The sequence below is a fragment of the Lelliottia sp. GFLA7 genome (assembly GCF_056490165.1).
In genome coordinates, this window is the sequence record NZ_JBWLAQ010000010.1 from 24,825 (window position 1) to 38,474 (window position 13,650).

General features: G+C 51.6%; 13 protein-coding genes, 5 tRNA genes and 1 other RNA gene. 1 reads left to right on the forward strand and 18 read right to left on the reverse strand.

Going from position 1 to position 13,650, the window contains the following annotated elements; all coding sequences use genetic code 11:
- Nucleotides 1-186 precede the first annotated feature (186 nt).
- The 11 genes from rplL to AC07RN_RS19000 all read right to left on the reverse strand — a co-directional run bounded on the left by rplL (nucleotide 187) and on the right by AC07RN_RS19000 (nucleotide 5,602).
- Nucleotides 187-552, reverse strand: a complete 366-nt coding sequence (gene rplL / locus AC07RN_RS18950; RefSeq protein WP_011915460.1) for a 50S ribosomal protein L7/L12 — start codon at nucleotides 550-552, stop codon at nucleotides 187-189.
- Between the two features lie 66 nt (nucleotides 553-618).
- Nucleotides 619-1,116: a 50S ribosomal protein L10 gene (gene rplJ, locus AC07RN_RS18955; protein ID WP_007704673.1), complete on the reverse strand. Its 498-nt coding sequence runs from the start codon at nucleotides 1,114-1,116 to the stop codon at nucleotides 619-621.
- Nucleotides 1,117-1,406: 290 nt separating this feature from the next.
- The gene (gene rplA, locus AC07RN_RS18960; RefSeq protein ID WP_011915459.1) at nucleotides 1,407-2,111 is read right to left on the reverse strand and encodes a 50S ribosomal protein L1; all 705 of its coding nucleotides are present in this window, start codon (nucleotides 2,109-2,111) and stop codon (nucleotides 1,407-1,409) included.
- A gap of 3 nt (nucleotides 2,112-2,114) precedes the next feature.
- Entirely contained in the window at nucleotides 2,115-2,543 is a 429-nt protein-coding gene (gene rplK / locus AC07RN_RS18965) for a 50S ribosomal protein L11 (RefSeq protein WP_011915458.1), read from the reverse strand.
- 154 nt (nucleotides 2,544-2,697) lie between these two features.
- The gene (gene nusG / locus AC07RN_RS18970; RefSeq protein WP_011915457.1) at nucleotides 2,698-3,243 is read right to left on the reverse strand and encodes a transcription termination/antitermination protein NusG; all 546 of its coding nucleotides are present in this window, start codon (nucleotides 3,241-3,243) and stop codon (nucleotides 2,698-2,700) included.
- 1 nt (nucleotide 3,244) lies between these two features.
- Nucleotides 3,245-3,628, reverse strand: a complete 384-nt coding sequence (gene secE, locus AC07RN_RS18975) for a preprotein translocase subunit SecE (protein WP_011915456.1) — start codon at nucleotides 3,626-3,628, stop codon at nucleotides 3,245-3,247.
- Between the two features lie 229 nt (nucleotides 3,629-3,857).
- Nucleotides 3,858-5,042: an elongation factor Tu gene (tuf, locus tag AC07RN_RS18980; RefSeq protein ID WP_011915455.1), complete on the reverse strand. Its 1,185-nt coding sequence runs from the start codon at nucleotides 5,040-5,042 to the stop codon at nucleotides 3,858-3,860.
- A gap of 119 nt (nucleotides 5,043-5,161) precedes the next feature.
- Nucleotides 5,162-5,237, reverse strand: a tRNA-Thr gene (locus AC07RN_RS18985).
- A gap of 6 nt (nucleotides 5,238-5,243) precedes the next feature.
- Nucleotides 5,244-5,318, reverse strand: a tRNA-Gly gene (locus AC07RN_RS18990).
- Nucleotides 5,319-5,433: 115 nt separating this feature from the next.
- Nucleotides 5,434-5,518: transfer RNA gene (locus AC07RN_RS18995), tRNA-Tyr, on the reverse strand.
- 8 nt (nucleotides 5,519-5,526) lie between these two features.
- A tRNA-Thr gene (locus tag AC07RN_RS19000) sits at nucleotides 5,527-5,602 on the reverse strand.
- A 334-nt stretch (nucleotides 5,603-5,936) separates the two neighbouring features.
- On the opposite strand from AC07RN_RS19000, the gene coaA reads away from it, so the two are divergent.
- The gene (coaA, locus tag AC07RN_RS19005) at nucleotides 5,937-6,887 is read left to right on the forward strand and encodes a type I pantothenate kinase (RefSeq protein ID WP_449555311.1); all 951 of its coding nucleotides are present in this window, start codon (nucleotides 5,937-5,939) and stop codon (nucleotides 6,885-6,887) included.
- A gap of 55 nt (nucleotides 6,888-6,942) precedes the next feature.
- Here the strand turns inward: coaA and dppF are convergent, their stop codons facing one another.
- From dppF to AC07RN_RS19040, 7 genes are all read right to left on the reverse strand, one after another.
- Nucleotides 6,943-7,956 carry a dipeptide ABC transporter ATP-binding subunit DppF gene (gene dppF / locus AC07RN_RS19010; RefSeq protein ID WP_478337047.1) on the reverse strand — a complete coding sequence of 338 codons (1,014 nt, stop codon included), beginning with the start codon at nucleotides 7,954-7,956 and terminating at the stop codon, nucleotides 6,943-6,945.
- A complete protein-coding gene (gene dppD, locus AC07RN_RS19015) occupies nucleotides 7,953-8,936 on the reverse strand; it encodes a dipeptide ABC transporter ATP-binding protein (RefSeq protein ID WP_011915452.1) in 984 nt (327 codons plus the stop codon). The genes dppF and dppD overlap by 4 nt, the downstream gene beginning before the upstream one ends.
- 10 nt (nucleotides 8,937-8,946) lie before the next feature.
- On the reverse strand, nucleotides 8,947-9,849 hold the full coding sequence (gene dppC, locus AC07RN_RS19020; protein ID WP_449555313.1) for a dipeptide ABC transporter permease DppC: 903 nt from the start codon (nucleotides 9,847-9,849) through the stop codon (nucleotides 8,947-8,949).
- A gap of 9 nt (nucleotides 9,850-9,858) precedes the next feature.
- Nucleotides 9,859-10,878, reverse strand: a complete 1,020-nt coding sequence (dppB, locus tag AC07RN_RS19025; RefSeq protein WP_011915450.1) for a dipeptide ABC transporter permease DppB — start codon at nucleotides 10,876-10,878, stop codon at nucleotides 9,859-9,861.
- A gap of 161 nt (nucleotides 10,879-11,039) precedes the next feature.
- Complete coding sequence (gene dppA, locus AC07RN_RS19030) at nucleotides 11,040-12,647, reverse strand: dipeptide ABC transporter periplasmic-binding protein DppA (protein WP_011915449.1); 1,608 nt, start codon at nucleotides 12,645-12,647, stop codon at nucleotides 11,040-11,042.
- A gap of 682 nt (nucleotides 12,648-13,329) precedes the next feature.
- Nucleotides 13,330-13,462, reverse strand: a non-coding RNA gene (locus AC07RN_RS19035) — RtT sRNA.
- Nucleotides 13,463-13,500: 38 nt separating this feature from the next.
- Nucleotides 13,501-13,577, reverse strand: a tRNA-Pro gene (locus tag AC07RN_RS19040).
- Nucleotides 13,578-13,650 lie beyond the last annotated feature (73 nt).

The following is a 13,650-nucleotide window of genomic DNA, read 5'->3' on the forward strand; positions in this document are numbered from 1 at the left end:
TGCAATTTACACAGCCTGTCAGGCTGTCGCAGTATATTAAGACGTCGATAGAAACAAGCATTGTCAGGACAGCCAGCAGTCAAACAGTGTGAAATGCTACTGGCGCCTTACAGCGCAAAAAGGCTGGTGACTAAAAAGTCACCAGCCATCAGCCTAATTTCTCAGGCTGCAACCGGAAGGGTTGGCTTATTTAACTTCAACTTCAGCGCCAGCTTCTTCCAGAGATTTTTTCAGTGCTTCTGCGTCATCTTTGCTCACGCCTTCTTTCAGAGCGGCTGGAGCAGATTCAACGAGGTCTTTAGCTTCTTTCAGACCCAGGCCAGTTGCGCCACGTACAGCTTTGATAACTGCAACTTTGTTCGCGCCAATACCTTTCAGAATAACGTCGAATTCAGTTTTCTCTTCAGCAGCTTCAGCTGGGCCAGCAGCAACAGCTACAGCAGCAGCAGCAGAAACGCCGAATTTTTCTTCCATTGCAGAGATCAGTTCTACAACGTCCATTACGGACATAGCTGCAACTGCTTCAATGATTTGATCTTTAGTGATAGACATTTAAATTGTTCCTGAAAATCAGAATAAGTTTATACGTAAGCGAATGCTTTATAAAGATAACGGCTATTAAGCCGCTTCTTTCGCATCGCGAACAGCAGCCAGAGTGCGAACCAGTTTGCCAGCCGAAGCTTCTTTCATGGTTGCCATCAGGCGTGCAATTGCTTCTTCGTAGGTCGGCAGTGTAGCCAGGCGATCGATTTGCGATGCCGGGATCAACTCACCTTCAAAGGCTGCGGCTTTGACCTCAAATTTTGCATTCGCTTTCGCGAAATCTTTGAACAGACGAGCAGCTGCGCCCGGGTGTTCCATAGAATATGCAATCAGGGTCGGACCAACGAACGCGTCTTTCAGGCACTCAAACTGAGTACCTTCAACAACACGGCGCAGCAAGGTGTTACGAACAACACGCATGTATACGCCGGCTTCGCGACCTGCTTTACGCAGTTCAGTCATTTTGTCCACAGTAACGCCACGGGAATCCGCAACTACTGCAGACAGCGCGCCTTTGGCTACTTCGCTGACTTCAGCAACAATCGCTTGTTTGTCTTGAAGATTTAAAGCCATTAGCTTTGCTCCTGGATGTTTGCCAGGGCTCATGCCCTGGAACTCACTTCACTCTTCTCAAAGAAAAGAGCGTCTTAATACGGTGAGCAGAAACAAGCCAGAGTATCAGAAATAATCTTAGCGTTCTGTCACCGTCTACGCAGGGGATTAAGCCTCTTGCGAGACACCTGCGGTCTTCGACGGAGGCCTGGATCAGGCCAGGCTCCAACGAACAATTCTTTTACCTGCTAACTTTTGTTAGCAAACATGGGGGGAAGATTGTAGACAAATCCACCGCCCACGTAAAGGTATTAGTTTGCTACAGCAGTCAAGCCAGCCTGATCTACTGCAACGCCTGCGCCCATAGTGGTGGACAGGCTAATTTTCTTGATGTACACGCCTTTAGCCTGAGTAGGTTTCGCTTTTTTCAGCGCAACCAGCAGGGATTCCAGGTTTTCTTTCAATTTTTCGGTGTCGAAGTCCACTTTACCGATGGTAGTGTGGATGATACCGTTTTTGTCGTTACGATAACGAACCTGACCTGCTTTAGCGTTCTTAACCGCTTCAGCAACGTTAGGGGTTACAGTACCAACTTTAGGGTTTGGCATCAGGCCACGTGGACCCAGAACCTGGCCCAGCTGGCCAACAACGCGCATTGCATCCGGGGAAGCAATAACAACGTCAAAGTTCATTTCGCCTTTCTTGATCTGATCAGCCAGATCTTCCATACCTACCAGTTCAGCGCCTGCAGCTTTAGCAGCTTCAGCGTTTGCACCCTGAGCAAATACAGCTACGCGTACGGAACGGCCAGTACCGTTTGGCAGTACAGTTGCACCACGAACGTTCTGATCAGATTTACGAGCATCGATGCCGAGGTTAACAGCAACGTCAACGCTTTCTACGAACTTAGCAGTAGCCAGTTCTTTCAGCAGTGCGATTGCTTCGGTGATGTCGTACTGTTTGGTCGCATCAACTTTGTCACGAATTACGGACATGCGCTTGGTCAGTTTAGCCATTTCTTAATCCTCCACTACCAGGCCCATGGAACGTGCAGTACCTTCAATGGAGCGAGTCATCGCTTCAATGTCGGAACCAGTCATGTCGGCAGCTTTGGTCTGCGCGATTTCCTGCAGCTGAGTGCGGGAAATTTTACCAACTTTGTCTTTGTTCGGCTTACCGGAACCAGACTTGATACCAGCCGCTTTTTTCAGCAGAACTGCTGCCGGCGGGGTCTTGGTAATGAAGGTGAAAGAACGGTCAGCGTAAACGGTGATGACAACCGGAGTTGGCAGGCCTTTTTCCAGGGATTCTGTTTTGGCGTTGAACGCTTTACAGAATTCCATGATGTTAACGCCCTGTTGACCCAGTGCTGGACCAACTGGTGGACTCGGGTTTGCCATACCAGCTGCAACCTGCAGCTTAACGTAGGCTTGTACTTTCTTAGCCATTCTAAAATCCTCTAATTGGGTTATAGCGCCTCGATGAGGCTCCCCGTGATAAAATTCGTTTTACGGGCGTAACCCATAAAAACAAAAGGCGCGAAATTGTATTCCAATCTCGCGCCCTGTGCAACGATTAAATCGTCGCTTTTTTACTCGGCTACTAGGCTTTTTCGACCTGGGCAAAGTCCAGTTCTACCGGGGTCGCACGACCAAAGATAGAAACGGAAACTGTCAGGCGGGACTTTTCATAGTCCACGTCTTCAACCACGCCGTTGAAGTCAGCAAACGGACCATCACTAACACGAACCATTTCACCCGGCTCAAACAGCGTTTTAGGACGCGGCTTATCACCAACCTGCTGCAGGCGGTTCATAATCGCATCAACTTCTTTATCGCTGATTGGAGCTGGACGGTCGGATGTGCCGCCGATAAAGCCCATTACGCGTGGTACGCTGCGCACGAGGTGCCAGCTTGCGTCGTCCATCACCATCTGGACCAACACGTAACCTGGGAAGAATTTGCGCTCGCTTTTGCGGCGCTGGCCACCACGTATCTCGACCACTTCTTCAGTCGGGACCATGACTTCGCCAAACAACTCTTCCATATTGTGTAATTTGATATGCTCACGCAGCGAAGTGGCTACGCGGCCTTCAAAACCGGAGAACGCCTGAACGACGTACCAGCGCTTTTTAGGGGCTTCAGACATCTTAGAACCTCAGGCCAGTGATAAAGGAGACCAGGCGAACCAGAATACCATCCAGTCCCCACAGGATCAGTGACATTACAGCAGTCACCGCTGCCACGATCAGCGTGGTGTGCAATGTTTCCTGGCGAGTAGGCCAAATGACCTTGCGAACTTCGGTTCGCGCTTCGCGGGCAAAAGCAACTGTCGCTTTACCTTTTGTCGTCAACAGCGCGACACCACCCGCTGCAGCAATAAGAATTACTACGGCCAGCGCACGCAGCGGCAGCATCATGTCACGATAAAGGAAGTTGCCAACGATAGCCACGATCAGCAGCACGGCCACAACAACCCACTTCATCGCTTCCAGGCCGCGACCGCTCCCTTGAGCTTCGGTATTCGCACTCATAAACCAACCTGTCAGAAGAATTCTACAAACATTTTCACCCCGCGATTGCGAGGCGAGCCAAGCCGAAATGCACTGCAGCTTTTCGGACTATACGCCCTCTACAGAGCCTGTCTCAGCAATGATTATGACAAAAAAAATCACTGATGAGCCAGGTTCTGGTTCGAAAGCGTGCAAAAAGGGCATCAAATGATGCCCTTTTAATGCGCATTACGTCAAATGTTATCAGCGATTAGCTGATAACTTTAGCTACAACGCCAGCGCCTACAGTACGGCCGCCTTCACGGATTGCGAAACGCAGACCGTCATCCATCGCGATTGGGTGGATCAGGGTAACAACCATCTGAATGTTGTCGCCAGGCATTACCATCTCTACGCCTTCTGGCAGTTCGATGGTGCCGGTCACGTCAGTTGTACGGAAGTAGAACTGTGGACGGTAGCCTTTGAAGAACGGAGTATGACGGCCGCCTTCATCTTTGGACAGAATATAAACTTCAGATTCGAATTTGGTGTGCGGCTTGATTGAGCCTGGCTTAGCCAGTACCTGACCACGTTCGATTTCTTCACGTTTAATACCACGCAGCAGAACACCAACGTTCTCACCAGCACGGCCTTCGTCCAGCAGTTTGCGGAACATTTCAACGCCAGTACAGGTAGACTTAGCAGTCTCTTTAATACCAACGATTTCAACTTCTTCGCCAACTTTGACGATACCGCGCTCTACACGACCGGTTACAACAGTACCACGACCAGAGATGGAGAATACGTCTTCGATTGGCAGAAGGAATGGCTTGTCGATAGCACGTTCTGGTTCCGGAATGTAAGAATCCAGGTAGCCAGCCAGTTCAACGATTTTAGCTTCCCACTCTGCTTCGCCTTCCAGCGCTTTCAGAGCAGAACCACGGATGATTGGAGTATCATCACCTGGGAAATCGTACTGAGACAGAAGTTCACGCACTTCCATTTCAACCAGTTCCAGCAGCTCTTCGTCATCAACCATGTCGCATTTGTTCAGGAACACGATGATGAAAGGAACGCCTACCTGACGACCCAGCAGGATGTGCTCGCGCGTCTGTGGCATAGGGCCATCAGTCGCAGCAACAACCAGGATCGCGCCATCCATCTGAGCAGCACCGGTGATCATGTTTTTAACATAGTCGGCGTGGCCCGGGCAGTCTACGTGTGCGTAGTGGCGGGACGGGGTGTCATATTCAACGTGGGAAGTGTTGATGGTGATACCACGAGCTTTTTCTTCTGGTGCGTTATCGATCTGATCGAATGCACGAGCAGAACCACCGTAGGTTTTCGCCAGAACGGTAGTGATTGCAGCAGTCAGCGTTGTTTTACCATGGTCAACGTGGCCGATAGTACCGACGTTAACGTGCGGTTTTGTACGTTCAAACTTTTCTTTAGACATCGATTGTCCCTCTAAGACACGGATAAATCGGTGATATCACCACATCAACCAAGCAAAATGCCTGAACTGTTGAATGTTTTTTAAAAGTTAACAGAGAGAAACGGGAGGGAGAAGTGAAGTGGTGCTGATACCCAGAGTCGAACTGGGGACCTCACCCTTACCAAGGGTGCGCTCTACCAACTGAGCCATATCAGCACGTCTTGGAGCGGGCAGCGGGAATCGAACCCGCATCATCAGCTTGGAAGGCTGAGGTAATAGCCATTATACGATGCCCGCATCCTGAAACTCGGCTACCCAGTTCTTTCTGTAACAAAAAAGAGATTTCTCTCTTTTTATGTTTGAGCTGATTAATATTTTAGCCAGCTCAGGCGGCGATTACGCTGCCAGAAAGTGGTGGTGGGGGAAGGATTCGAACCTTCGAAGTCTGTGACGGCAGATTTACAGTCTGCTCCCTTTGGCCGCTCGGGAACCCCACCGGACTTGATGGTGCCGACTACCGGAATCGAACTGGTGACCTACTGATTACAAGTCAGTTGCTCTACCTACTGAGCTAAGTCGGCATCAAGTAGCGCGCATTTTATGGAGACATGGGCAGTCATGCAACTAAAAAATTGCATAAATTGTTCATTCGCTCACATTTTGTGCGCAAACAGGGAAAAACGCTGTTATTTCATGCAAAGCAGGCTAAATCTTCAGCACTGCGAGCCCAAATACACCGTTAAAGCGTACCGTGATGCCCTCCGCGTTCGGCGTTACTCGCCTATATTTTTTCTTATTATTCGCGTCATCTGGTGTTAACCTCCTGCCCATTGTCCAAAATTAACTACTAAGTGATGGGCTATTACCTGCGACAGTTCGTGAATGCGCAGATAAATGGTTCACTGAAGCCTGCTTATGAGCAAAAAAGAGCAATCGTTAATGACACCTTATCTTCAATTTAACCGCAGCCAGTGGGCCGCCCTGCGTGATTCGGTTCCCATGACGCTGACGGAAGGTGAAATCGCGCGTTTAAAAGGGATAAACGAAGATCTGTCGCTGGAAGAAGTTGCCGAGATTTATCTGCCCCTGTCCCGCTTGCTTAACTTCTATATAAGCTCCAACCTGCGCCGCCAGGCCGTACTGGAACAGTTCCTCGGTACCAATGGGCAACGTATTCCTTATATCATTAGCATTGCAGGCAGCGTGGCGGTAGGTAAAAGCACCACCGCACGCGTCTTGCAGGCACTGTTGAGCCGTTGGCCAGAACATCGCAGCGTGGAGTTGATAACGACCGATGGCTTCCTGCACCCGAACGAGGTGTTAAAAGAACGCGGTCTAATGAAGAAGAAAGGTTTTCCGCTTTCTTATGATATGCACCGACTGGTGAAATTCGTTTCCGATCTGAAGTCAGGCGTGCCGAACGTCACGGCACCGGTTTACTCTCACCTTATTTACGATCGTATCCCCGATGGGGATAAAACTGTTGCCCAGCCAGATATTCTGATTCTGGAAGGGTTAAATGTTTTGCAAAGCGGCATGGATTATCCCCATGACCCGCACCATGTCTTTGTCTCCGATTTCGTCGACTTCTCTATATATGTCGACGCACCCGAGAATCTGCTGCAAAACTGGTATATCAACCGCTTCCTGAAGTTCCGCGAAGGGGCATTCACCGATCCTGATTCTTACTTCCATAACTACGCTCAGCTTTCCGAAGCCGAAGCCGTCAATGTCGCTACCGCGCTCTGGAATGAGATCAACTACGTGAACCTGAAAGAGAACATCCTGCCGACACGTGAGCGCGCCAGCCTGATTCTGACCAAGAGTGAGAATCACGCCGTTGACCAGGTGCGGTTGCGGAAATAGCAAATGTGCAGACATAAAAAAACCGGCGATTATCGCCGGTTTTTTTGTTTACGCATTATGCTTGCGGCTTCTCGGCGTTTTCATCCTGGTCGACCGCAAAGCAGGCAACCAACTGACCGCCATACTCTTTCAACTGTGGCTGCAACTGCGTGCACGGTCCAAAGCGACGACGGCAACGGGCGTTGAACGCACATCCCGGTGGCGGATTCAGCGGGCTTGGCAGCTCGCCGGTCAGCTTGATACGCTCGCGGCGCTCATCCGGATTCAGGCGCGGTGTTGCCGAGAGTAGCGCCTGCGTATACGGGTGACGAGGATTATTGAAGATCTGATCTTTCGTCCCCTTCTCCACGCAACGGCCCAAATACATCACCATCACTTCATCGGCGATATGCTCGACCACAGACAGGTCATGGGAGATGAACACGTACGACAGACCCAGATCCTGCTGCAAATCCATCATCAGGTTCAGTACCTGCGCACGTACGGACACGTCGAGTGCAGAAACAGGTTCGTCCGCAATGACTACATCGGGATCCAACATCAACCCACGTGCAATCGCGATACGCTGGCGCTGTCCACCCGAGAACATATGCGGGTAGCGATCGTAGTGCTCGGTTTTGAGCCCCACTTTCGCCATCATCGCTAATGCTTTTTCGCGGCGCTGCTCTTTATTGAGCGTGCTGTTAATTTGCAGCGGCTCTTCCAGAATCTGTCCCACTTTTTTACGTGGGTTCAACGAACCGTACGGGTTCTGGAACACGATCTGGATTTTTTGGCGACGCAGTTTCTGCGCTACCGGGTCATGCTTGAGCAGATCCTGACCCTGATAATACAGCTCGCCACCGGTAGGTATTTCAATCATCGTCAGCAGACGACCTAGCGTTGACTTACCACAGCCGGACTCACCCACCACGGCCAGCGTTTTGCCGCGCTCGAGGGTAAATGACACCCCGTCCAATGCTTTGACCAAGCGCTCAGGGGCGAAAATCCCCTTCTTCACCGGGTAATACTTTTTCAGGTCGATGGCCTTCAACAAAAGTTGTTGTTTGGCGGCCTCTTGCGTACTCATAGTGTAGGCCTCCCGGCATCATCGAGTGGGTAATGACATTTAGACTGACGACCGTCATTCAGCGTGAAGAGTTCTGGCTCTTCGGCACGACATTTATCCGTTGCATACGGACAGCGCGGATTCAGCAGACAACCCGTCGGGCGGTCATATTTGCCCGGGACGACACCCGGCAGTGACGCCAGACGCGCTTTATCCTGAGCAAACTCCGGCAGCGCACGCAATAGCGCCTGCGTATACGGGTGACGCGGCGCGCGGAATATCGCGTTCGCGCTTCCGGTTTCCACCACTTGCCCGGCATACATCACAATGATCTTGTGTGCGGCTTCCGCGACCAGTGCCAAATCATGCGTAATCAGAACCAGCGCCATATTCTCTTTCTGCTGTAACTCCAGCAGAAGTTCAATGATTTGCGCCTGAATGGTTACATCCAGCGCCGTCGTCGGTTCATCGGCAATCAGCAGTTTTGGTCGACATGCGATCGCCATGGCGATCATCACGCGCTGACTCATCCCGCCCGAGAGCTGATGCGGATAAACATCCAAACGCGAGGCCGGGTCGGGAATCCCCACCTGCGTGAGCAGGTCAATCGCACGCTGGATACGGGTTTTCTTATTGCCGCCCTGATGCACTTTAATCGCTTCCATAATCTGGAAACCGACGGTGTAACAAGGGTTCAGGCTGGTCATTGGGTCCTGGAAGATCATCGCCACTTCAGCACCCACCAACTGGCGGCGCTGCTTCTCGGAGATACGCTTCAGATCCTGGCCGTTAAACTCCAGACTTTCCGCCATGACGCGGCCTGGATAATCAATCAGTCCCATGATCGCCAGCGAGCTGACCGATTTACCGGAACCAGACTCACCGACAATGCCAACCACTTCACCTTGATTCACGCTGTAGCTGATACGGTCTACGGCACGAAATTCGGATCCAACGTCACCGAAGTGCACCGATAATTTATCTACATTTAATAACGCCATCTCGTGCCTCTTACTGCTTCAGTTTGGGATCAAGTGCATCACGCAGACCATCACCCATCAGGTTAAATGCCAGCACCGTCAGTAGGATCGCAACACCCGGGAAGGTGACGACCCACCAGGCGCTTTGCGCGAACTGCAACACATCGGCGAGCATTGTGCCCCACTCCGGTGTTGGCGGTTGCGCACCCATGCCCAGGAAGCCAAGAGCAGCCATATCGAGAATGGCGTTAGAGAAACCAAGCGACGCCTGAACGATCAGCGGCGCAAGGCAGTTCGGGAGAATATTGACGAACATCTGACGCATTGCGCCCGCGCCCGCTACGCGAGACGCGGTGACGTAATCGCGGTTCACTTCGACCAGCACCGCCGCTCGGGTTAATCGCACATAGTGCGGTAACGCGACGAACGTCAGCGCCAGCGCCGCGTTACCTATCGAGGGTCCGAACACCGCCACCAGCACCAGGGCCAGCAACAGGCTTGGCAGCGCCAGCATAATGTCAACCACACGCATGATGATGTTGTCGATCAAACCACCGAAGTAACCGGCAACCAGTCCGAGAATAACGCCCAGAATCAGCGACAGTACCACCACCAGACAGCCGACCAGCAGCGACAGACGCGCACCGTACATCAGGCGAGATAGCACATCACGGCCTACATCATCCGTTCCCAGAAGATGCGCAAAGGTGCCGCCGTCCTGCCAGGCTGGCGGGGAAAGCAGCACGTCACGGAACTGATCCGCCGGGTTATACGGTGCCAGGAAATTCGCGAAAACCGCAATGATCAGCATGATGATGACATACACCAGACCAACCACTGCGCCTTTGTTACGCTTGAAGTAGTGCCAGAACTCCTGCAGCGGTGTCATAGGCACCGGGGCAGCAACAACTTTATTTTGAGTAACTTGTGACATGATGGCCCCTTACTTCTTATGACGAATACGCGGGTTCACCACGCCGTAAAGCAGATCGACCAGCAGGTTGACGAGGATAATCATCGTCGCCACCAGCAACACGCCGCCCTGCACTACCGGATAGTCACGGCGTTGCAGCGCATCAATCAGCCAGCGCCCCAGGCCAGGCCAGGAGAAAATGGTTTCGGTCAAAATCGCGCCAGCGAGCAACGTCCCCACCTGCAGACCGATAACGGTCACCACGGGCAACATCGCGTTACGCAAGGCGTGAACGATAATGACGCGCATACGGGTCAGGCCTTTGGCGCGAGCGGTACGGATATAATCCTCACCCAACACTTCCAGCATTGACGAACGTGTCATACGCACGATAACCGCGAGCGGGATCGTACCCAGCACTATCGCAGGCAAAATCATATGCGCGACGGCATCAATGAAGTTGCCCTCTTCACCCCAGATGGCGGTGTCGATCAGCATAAAACCGGTTAACGGATTCGAGTCATCTAAGAAGACCATATCGCTGACGCGCCCGGAAACCGGCGTCAGGTTCCATTGCACCGAGACCAGCATAATCATCATCATGCCCCACCAGAAGATAGGCATGGAATACCCGGTCAGCGCGAGGCCAACGGCGGTGTGATCGAAAATAGAGCCACGCTTAACGGCAGCCAGTACGCCGACTGGGATCCCGACAGCAACGGCAAACATCATGGCGCAGACACCGAGCTCAAGCGTCGCTTTAAAACGCGGCACAAACTCGTCCCACACCGGAAGACGGCTTTTCAGCGAAATCCCTAAATCACCGTGCAATACGCCCCAAATATAATTGAGGTACTGCTGCCACAACGGCTTGTTCAGGCCGAGTTCGGCCAACAGCTGCGCATGGCGTTCAGGGGAGATACCACGCTCACCTGCCATAATCATTACCGGGTCGCCGGGGATCATATGGACGAAGGCAAAAGTGAGAAGGGTGATACCGATAAACGTGGGGATGACAAGTCCCAGACGTCGGAGGATGAACTGCAACATAACCCGGATTCTCTGTAATGACGCACCATCAAAAGCGTGACGTCTTTATTGCTCACAAATGTAAATATCCTCTCCTCAGGGGAGACGATAAGGGTGAGAGGAATGGTTAAATCCCTCTCACCCCGACCCTCTCCCAAGGGGAGAGGGGGACACCCTACTTATTATTCAACCGATACGTTTTCGAAGTGGTGTTTGCCCAGTGGATCAACCACGTAGCCTTTCACTTCTTTACGCACTGGCTCGTACACAGTGGAGTGAGCCACGATCAGCGCCGGAGCCTGGTCATGCATCACAACCTGAGCCTGTTTGTACAGCTCGATACGTTTGTTGTGGTCTTCGGTCGCACGCGCTGGCTGAATCAAGTCTTCAAACGGCTTGTAGCACCAGCGAGAGTAGTTGGAGCCTTGTTTCGCTGCATCACAGCTGAACAGGGTCGCGAAGAAGTTATCCGGATCCCCATTGTCCCCGGTCCAACCCATCATCACCGCCTGGTGTTCACCGGCTTTAGCACGCTTCAGATACTCGCCCCACTCGTAGGTCACGATCTTGGCCTGAACGCCGATTTTAGCCCAGTCAGCCTGAACCATCTCAGCCATGCGGCGAGCGTTCGGGTTGTATGGACGCTGTACAGGCATCGCCCACAGCTCAACGGTAAAGCCTTTCTCCTGACCGGCTTCTTTCAGCAGTGCTTTCGCTTTCTCAACGTCGTAAGTGTAATCCTTAACGTCGTCGTTATAACCCCACATCGTTGGTGGAATCAGGTTCTTCGCGGCAACGCCTGCGCCCTGATAAACCGCCTTGATGATCGCTTCTTTGTTTACCGCGTAAGTCAGCGCCTGACGCACTTTCACGTCATCAAACGGTTTCTTCTCGGTGTTGAAGGACAGGTAACCTACGTTCAGGCCAGCCTGCTCCAGCAGATTGATGTTTTTGTCCTGCTTCATACGAGCGATATCAGCCGGGTTCGGGTACGGCATAACCTGGCACTCGTTTTTCTGCAGTTTTGCGTAACGCACAGAGGCGTCAGGCGTGATGGAGAAGACCAGACGGTCGATCTGCGGCTTAGTACCCCAGTAACCTTCGAACGCTTTGTACAGAATGCGTGAGTCTTTCTGGTATTGCAGCAGCTGGAATGGACCGGTACCGATTGGGTTCAGATCCACTTTTTCCGGCGTGCCCGCTTTCAGCATGTTATCCGCATATTCTTTCGACAGAATTGACGCGAAGTCCATTGCCAGGTCAGCCAGGAATGGCGCTTCCGGACGGCTCAGAACAAACTGAACGGTCTTGTCGTCAACTTTTTTCACTTCGGTAATCAGGTCTGGCAGGCCCATACCTTCGAAGTATTCGTAGCTGCCGCCAGAGACTTTATGATACGGGTTCTGGGCATTTTTCTGACGATCAAAGGAGAACACAACGTCGTCGGCATTCAGATCGCGAGTCGGTTTAAACTCTTTGCTGTCCTGCCACTTCACGCCCTGACGCAGGTGGAAGGTATAGGTTTTGCCGTCTTCGCTGACTTCCCATTTCTCCGCCAGACCCGGAATGACTTCCGTAGTACCGATTTTGAATTCAACCAGACGGTTATAGATAGGCACAGAGCTTGCGTCGTACGTGGTACCAGAGGTGAAGAGCTGTGGGTTAAAGCCTTCCGGCGAGCCTTCAGAACAGTAAACCAGGGTTTTCGCATTTACGCTTGCTGCGACGGTCAGAGCAACCAGGCTCAGACCAAGCTTCAGCATCCCTGACTTCTTCAAGGAAATACTCATTATTCTGCTCCAATGTGATGTTTTGCTTTGTTGTGTTACGCCGCCTGACCTTTATTTATTATTTACCCGGTCCGGTCGGTGATGCCCGAAGGCGTTATAAGGGATGGAGAATCCTTTCAGAAGAGCGACAGAGTTGCAGCGCAGATCGTCCCTGAAATGCCCCTCGTGCCCTACAATCTGTCAATAGAATGTGAAAACGTCAATACAGGTGACGGGGATTTACGTTGAGGGTGAGAAACGGTAAACAAAGATTAAAAAAACTCCAGGCATCTATTTTCAGCAGGGAAATTTATGCTACTCGCCATCTTGCAGCACAAACCTCTTCATATTTCGCAACAATCAGTGATTAACATTTATTCATATCGCGTAAATTTTCTTACAGAATGGTGAATATCTGAGCACTTAATGCCATGAACGTTAAAACGCACAGCGGAAAATGCTGAGGTTATCCATAAGCAACGCGAAAAAAGATCAATCTATATATAAAAAAATACAATGGATTATGTCACAAAAGCGTTAACAGGCAGGGGTAAACGAGAGGTAAGGTCTGTTTTAACAGGTTGCCATAGGTAAGTCCTTAACGCAAAACCATCGCTTGATGGCGAGTTGCACATTTAGCGAATGCTTTTCAGCTCGCAGAATGCAAAAAAGGCTAACCTTGCGGTTAGCCTTTTTCTAAATGTGGTCGGCAAGAGAGGATGACTCGCCACTTCGTGGCTCGCCCTGCGGGCCTTTGCTAACGCAACGTTCTCTCGCTCCGCTGGAGTCGAACCTCTTTCCCCGGAGGTTCTCATCCTTTTCAGCTCGCAGAATGCAAAAAGGGCTAACCTTACGGTTAGCCCTTTTTTAAATGTGGTCGGCGAGAGAGGATTCGAACCTCCGACCCACTGGTCCCAAACCAGTTGCGCTACCAAGCTGCGCTACTCGCCGAATGCGGAGCGCATCTTACTGCTGGGGTGCGCTCCCGTCAATCCTTTATCATGAAAAAGCCATTCGATCGGCG

Bases quoted from the DNA above. Each gene is read 5' to 3' on its own strand.
- dppC (WP_449555313.1), bottom strand. From the start codon at position 9,849: ATGTCACAAGTTACTCAAAATAAAGTTGTTGCTGCCCCGGTGCCTATG.
- nusG (WP_011915457.1), bottom strand. From the start codon at position 3,243: ATGTCTGAAGCCCCTAAAAAGCGCTGGTACGTCGTTCAGGCGTTCTCC.
- dppB (WP_011915450.1), bottom strand. From the start codon at position 10,878: ATGTTGCAGTTCATCCTCCGACGTCTGGGACTTGTCATCCCCACGTTT.
- dppA (WP_011915449.1), bottom strand. From the start codon at position 12,647: ATGAGTATTTCCTTGAAGAAGTCAGGGATGCTGAAGCTTGGTCTGAGC.
- secE (WP_011915456.1), bottom strand. From the start codon at position 3,628: ATGAGTGCGAATACCGAAGCTCAAGGGAGCGGTCGCGGCCTGGAAGCG.
- rplJ (WP_007704673.1), bottom strand. From the start codon at position 1,116: ATGGCTTTAAATCTTCAAGACAAACAAGCGATTGTTGCTGAAGTCAGC.
- dppF (WP_478337047.1), bottom strand. From the start codon at position 7,956: ATGAGTACGCAAGAGGCCGCCAAACAACAACTTTTGTTGAAGGCCATC.
- rplL (WP_011915460.1), bottom strand. From the start codon at position 552: ATGTCTATCACTAAAGATCAAATCATTGAAGCAGTTGCAGCTATGTCC.
- dppD (WP_011915452.1), bottom strand. From the start codon at position 8,936: ATGGCGTTATTAAATGTAGATAAATTATCGGTGCACTTCGGTGACGTT.
- rplA (WP_011915459.1), bottom strand. From the start codon at position 2,111: ATGGCTAAACTGACCAAGCGCATGTCCGTAATTCGTGACAAAGTTGAT.
- coaA (WP_449555311.1), top strand. From the start codon at position 5,937: ATGAGCAAAAAAGAGCAATCGTTAATGACACCTTATCTTCAATTTAAC.
- rplK (WP_011915458.1), bottom strand. From the start codon at position 2,543: ATGGCTAAGAAAGTACAAGCCTACGTTAAGCTGCAGGTTGCAGCTGGT.
- tuf (WP_011915455.1), bottom strand. From the start codon at position 5,042: ATGTCTAAAGAAAAGTTTGAACGTACAAAACCGCACGTTAACGTCGGT.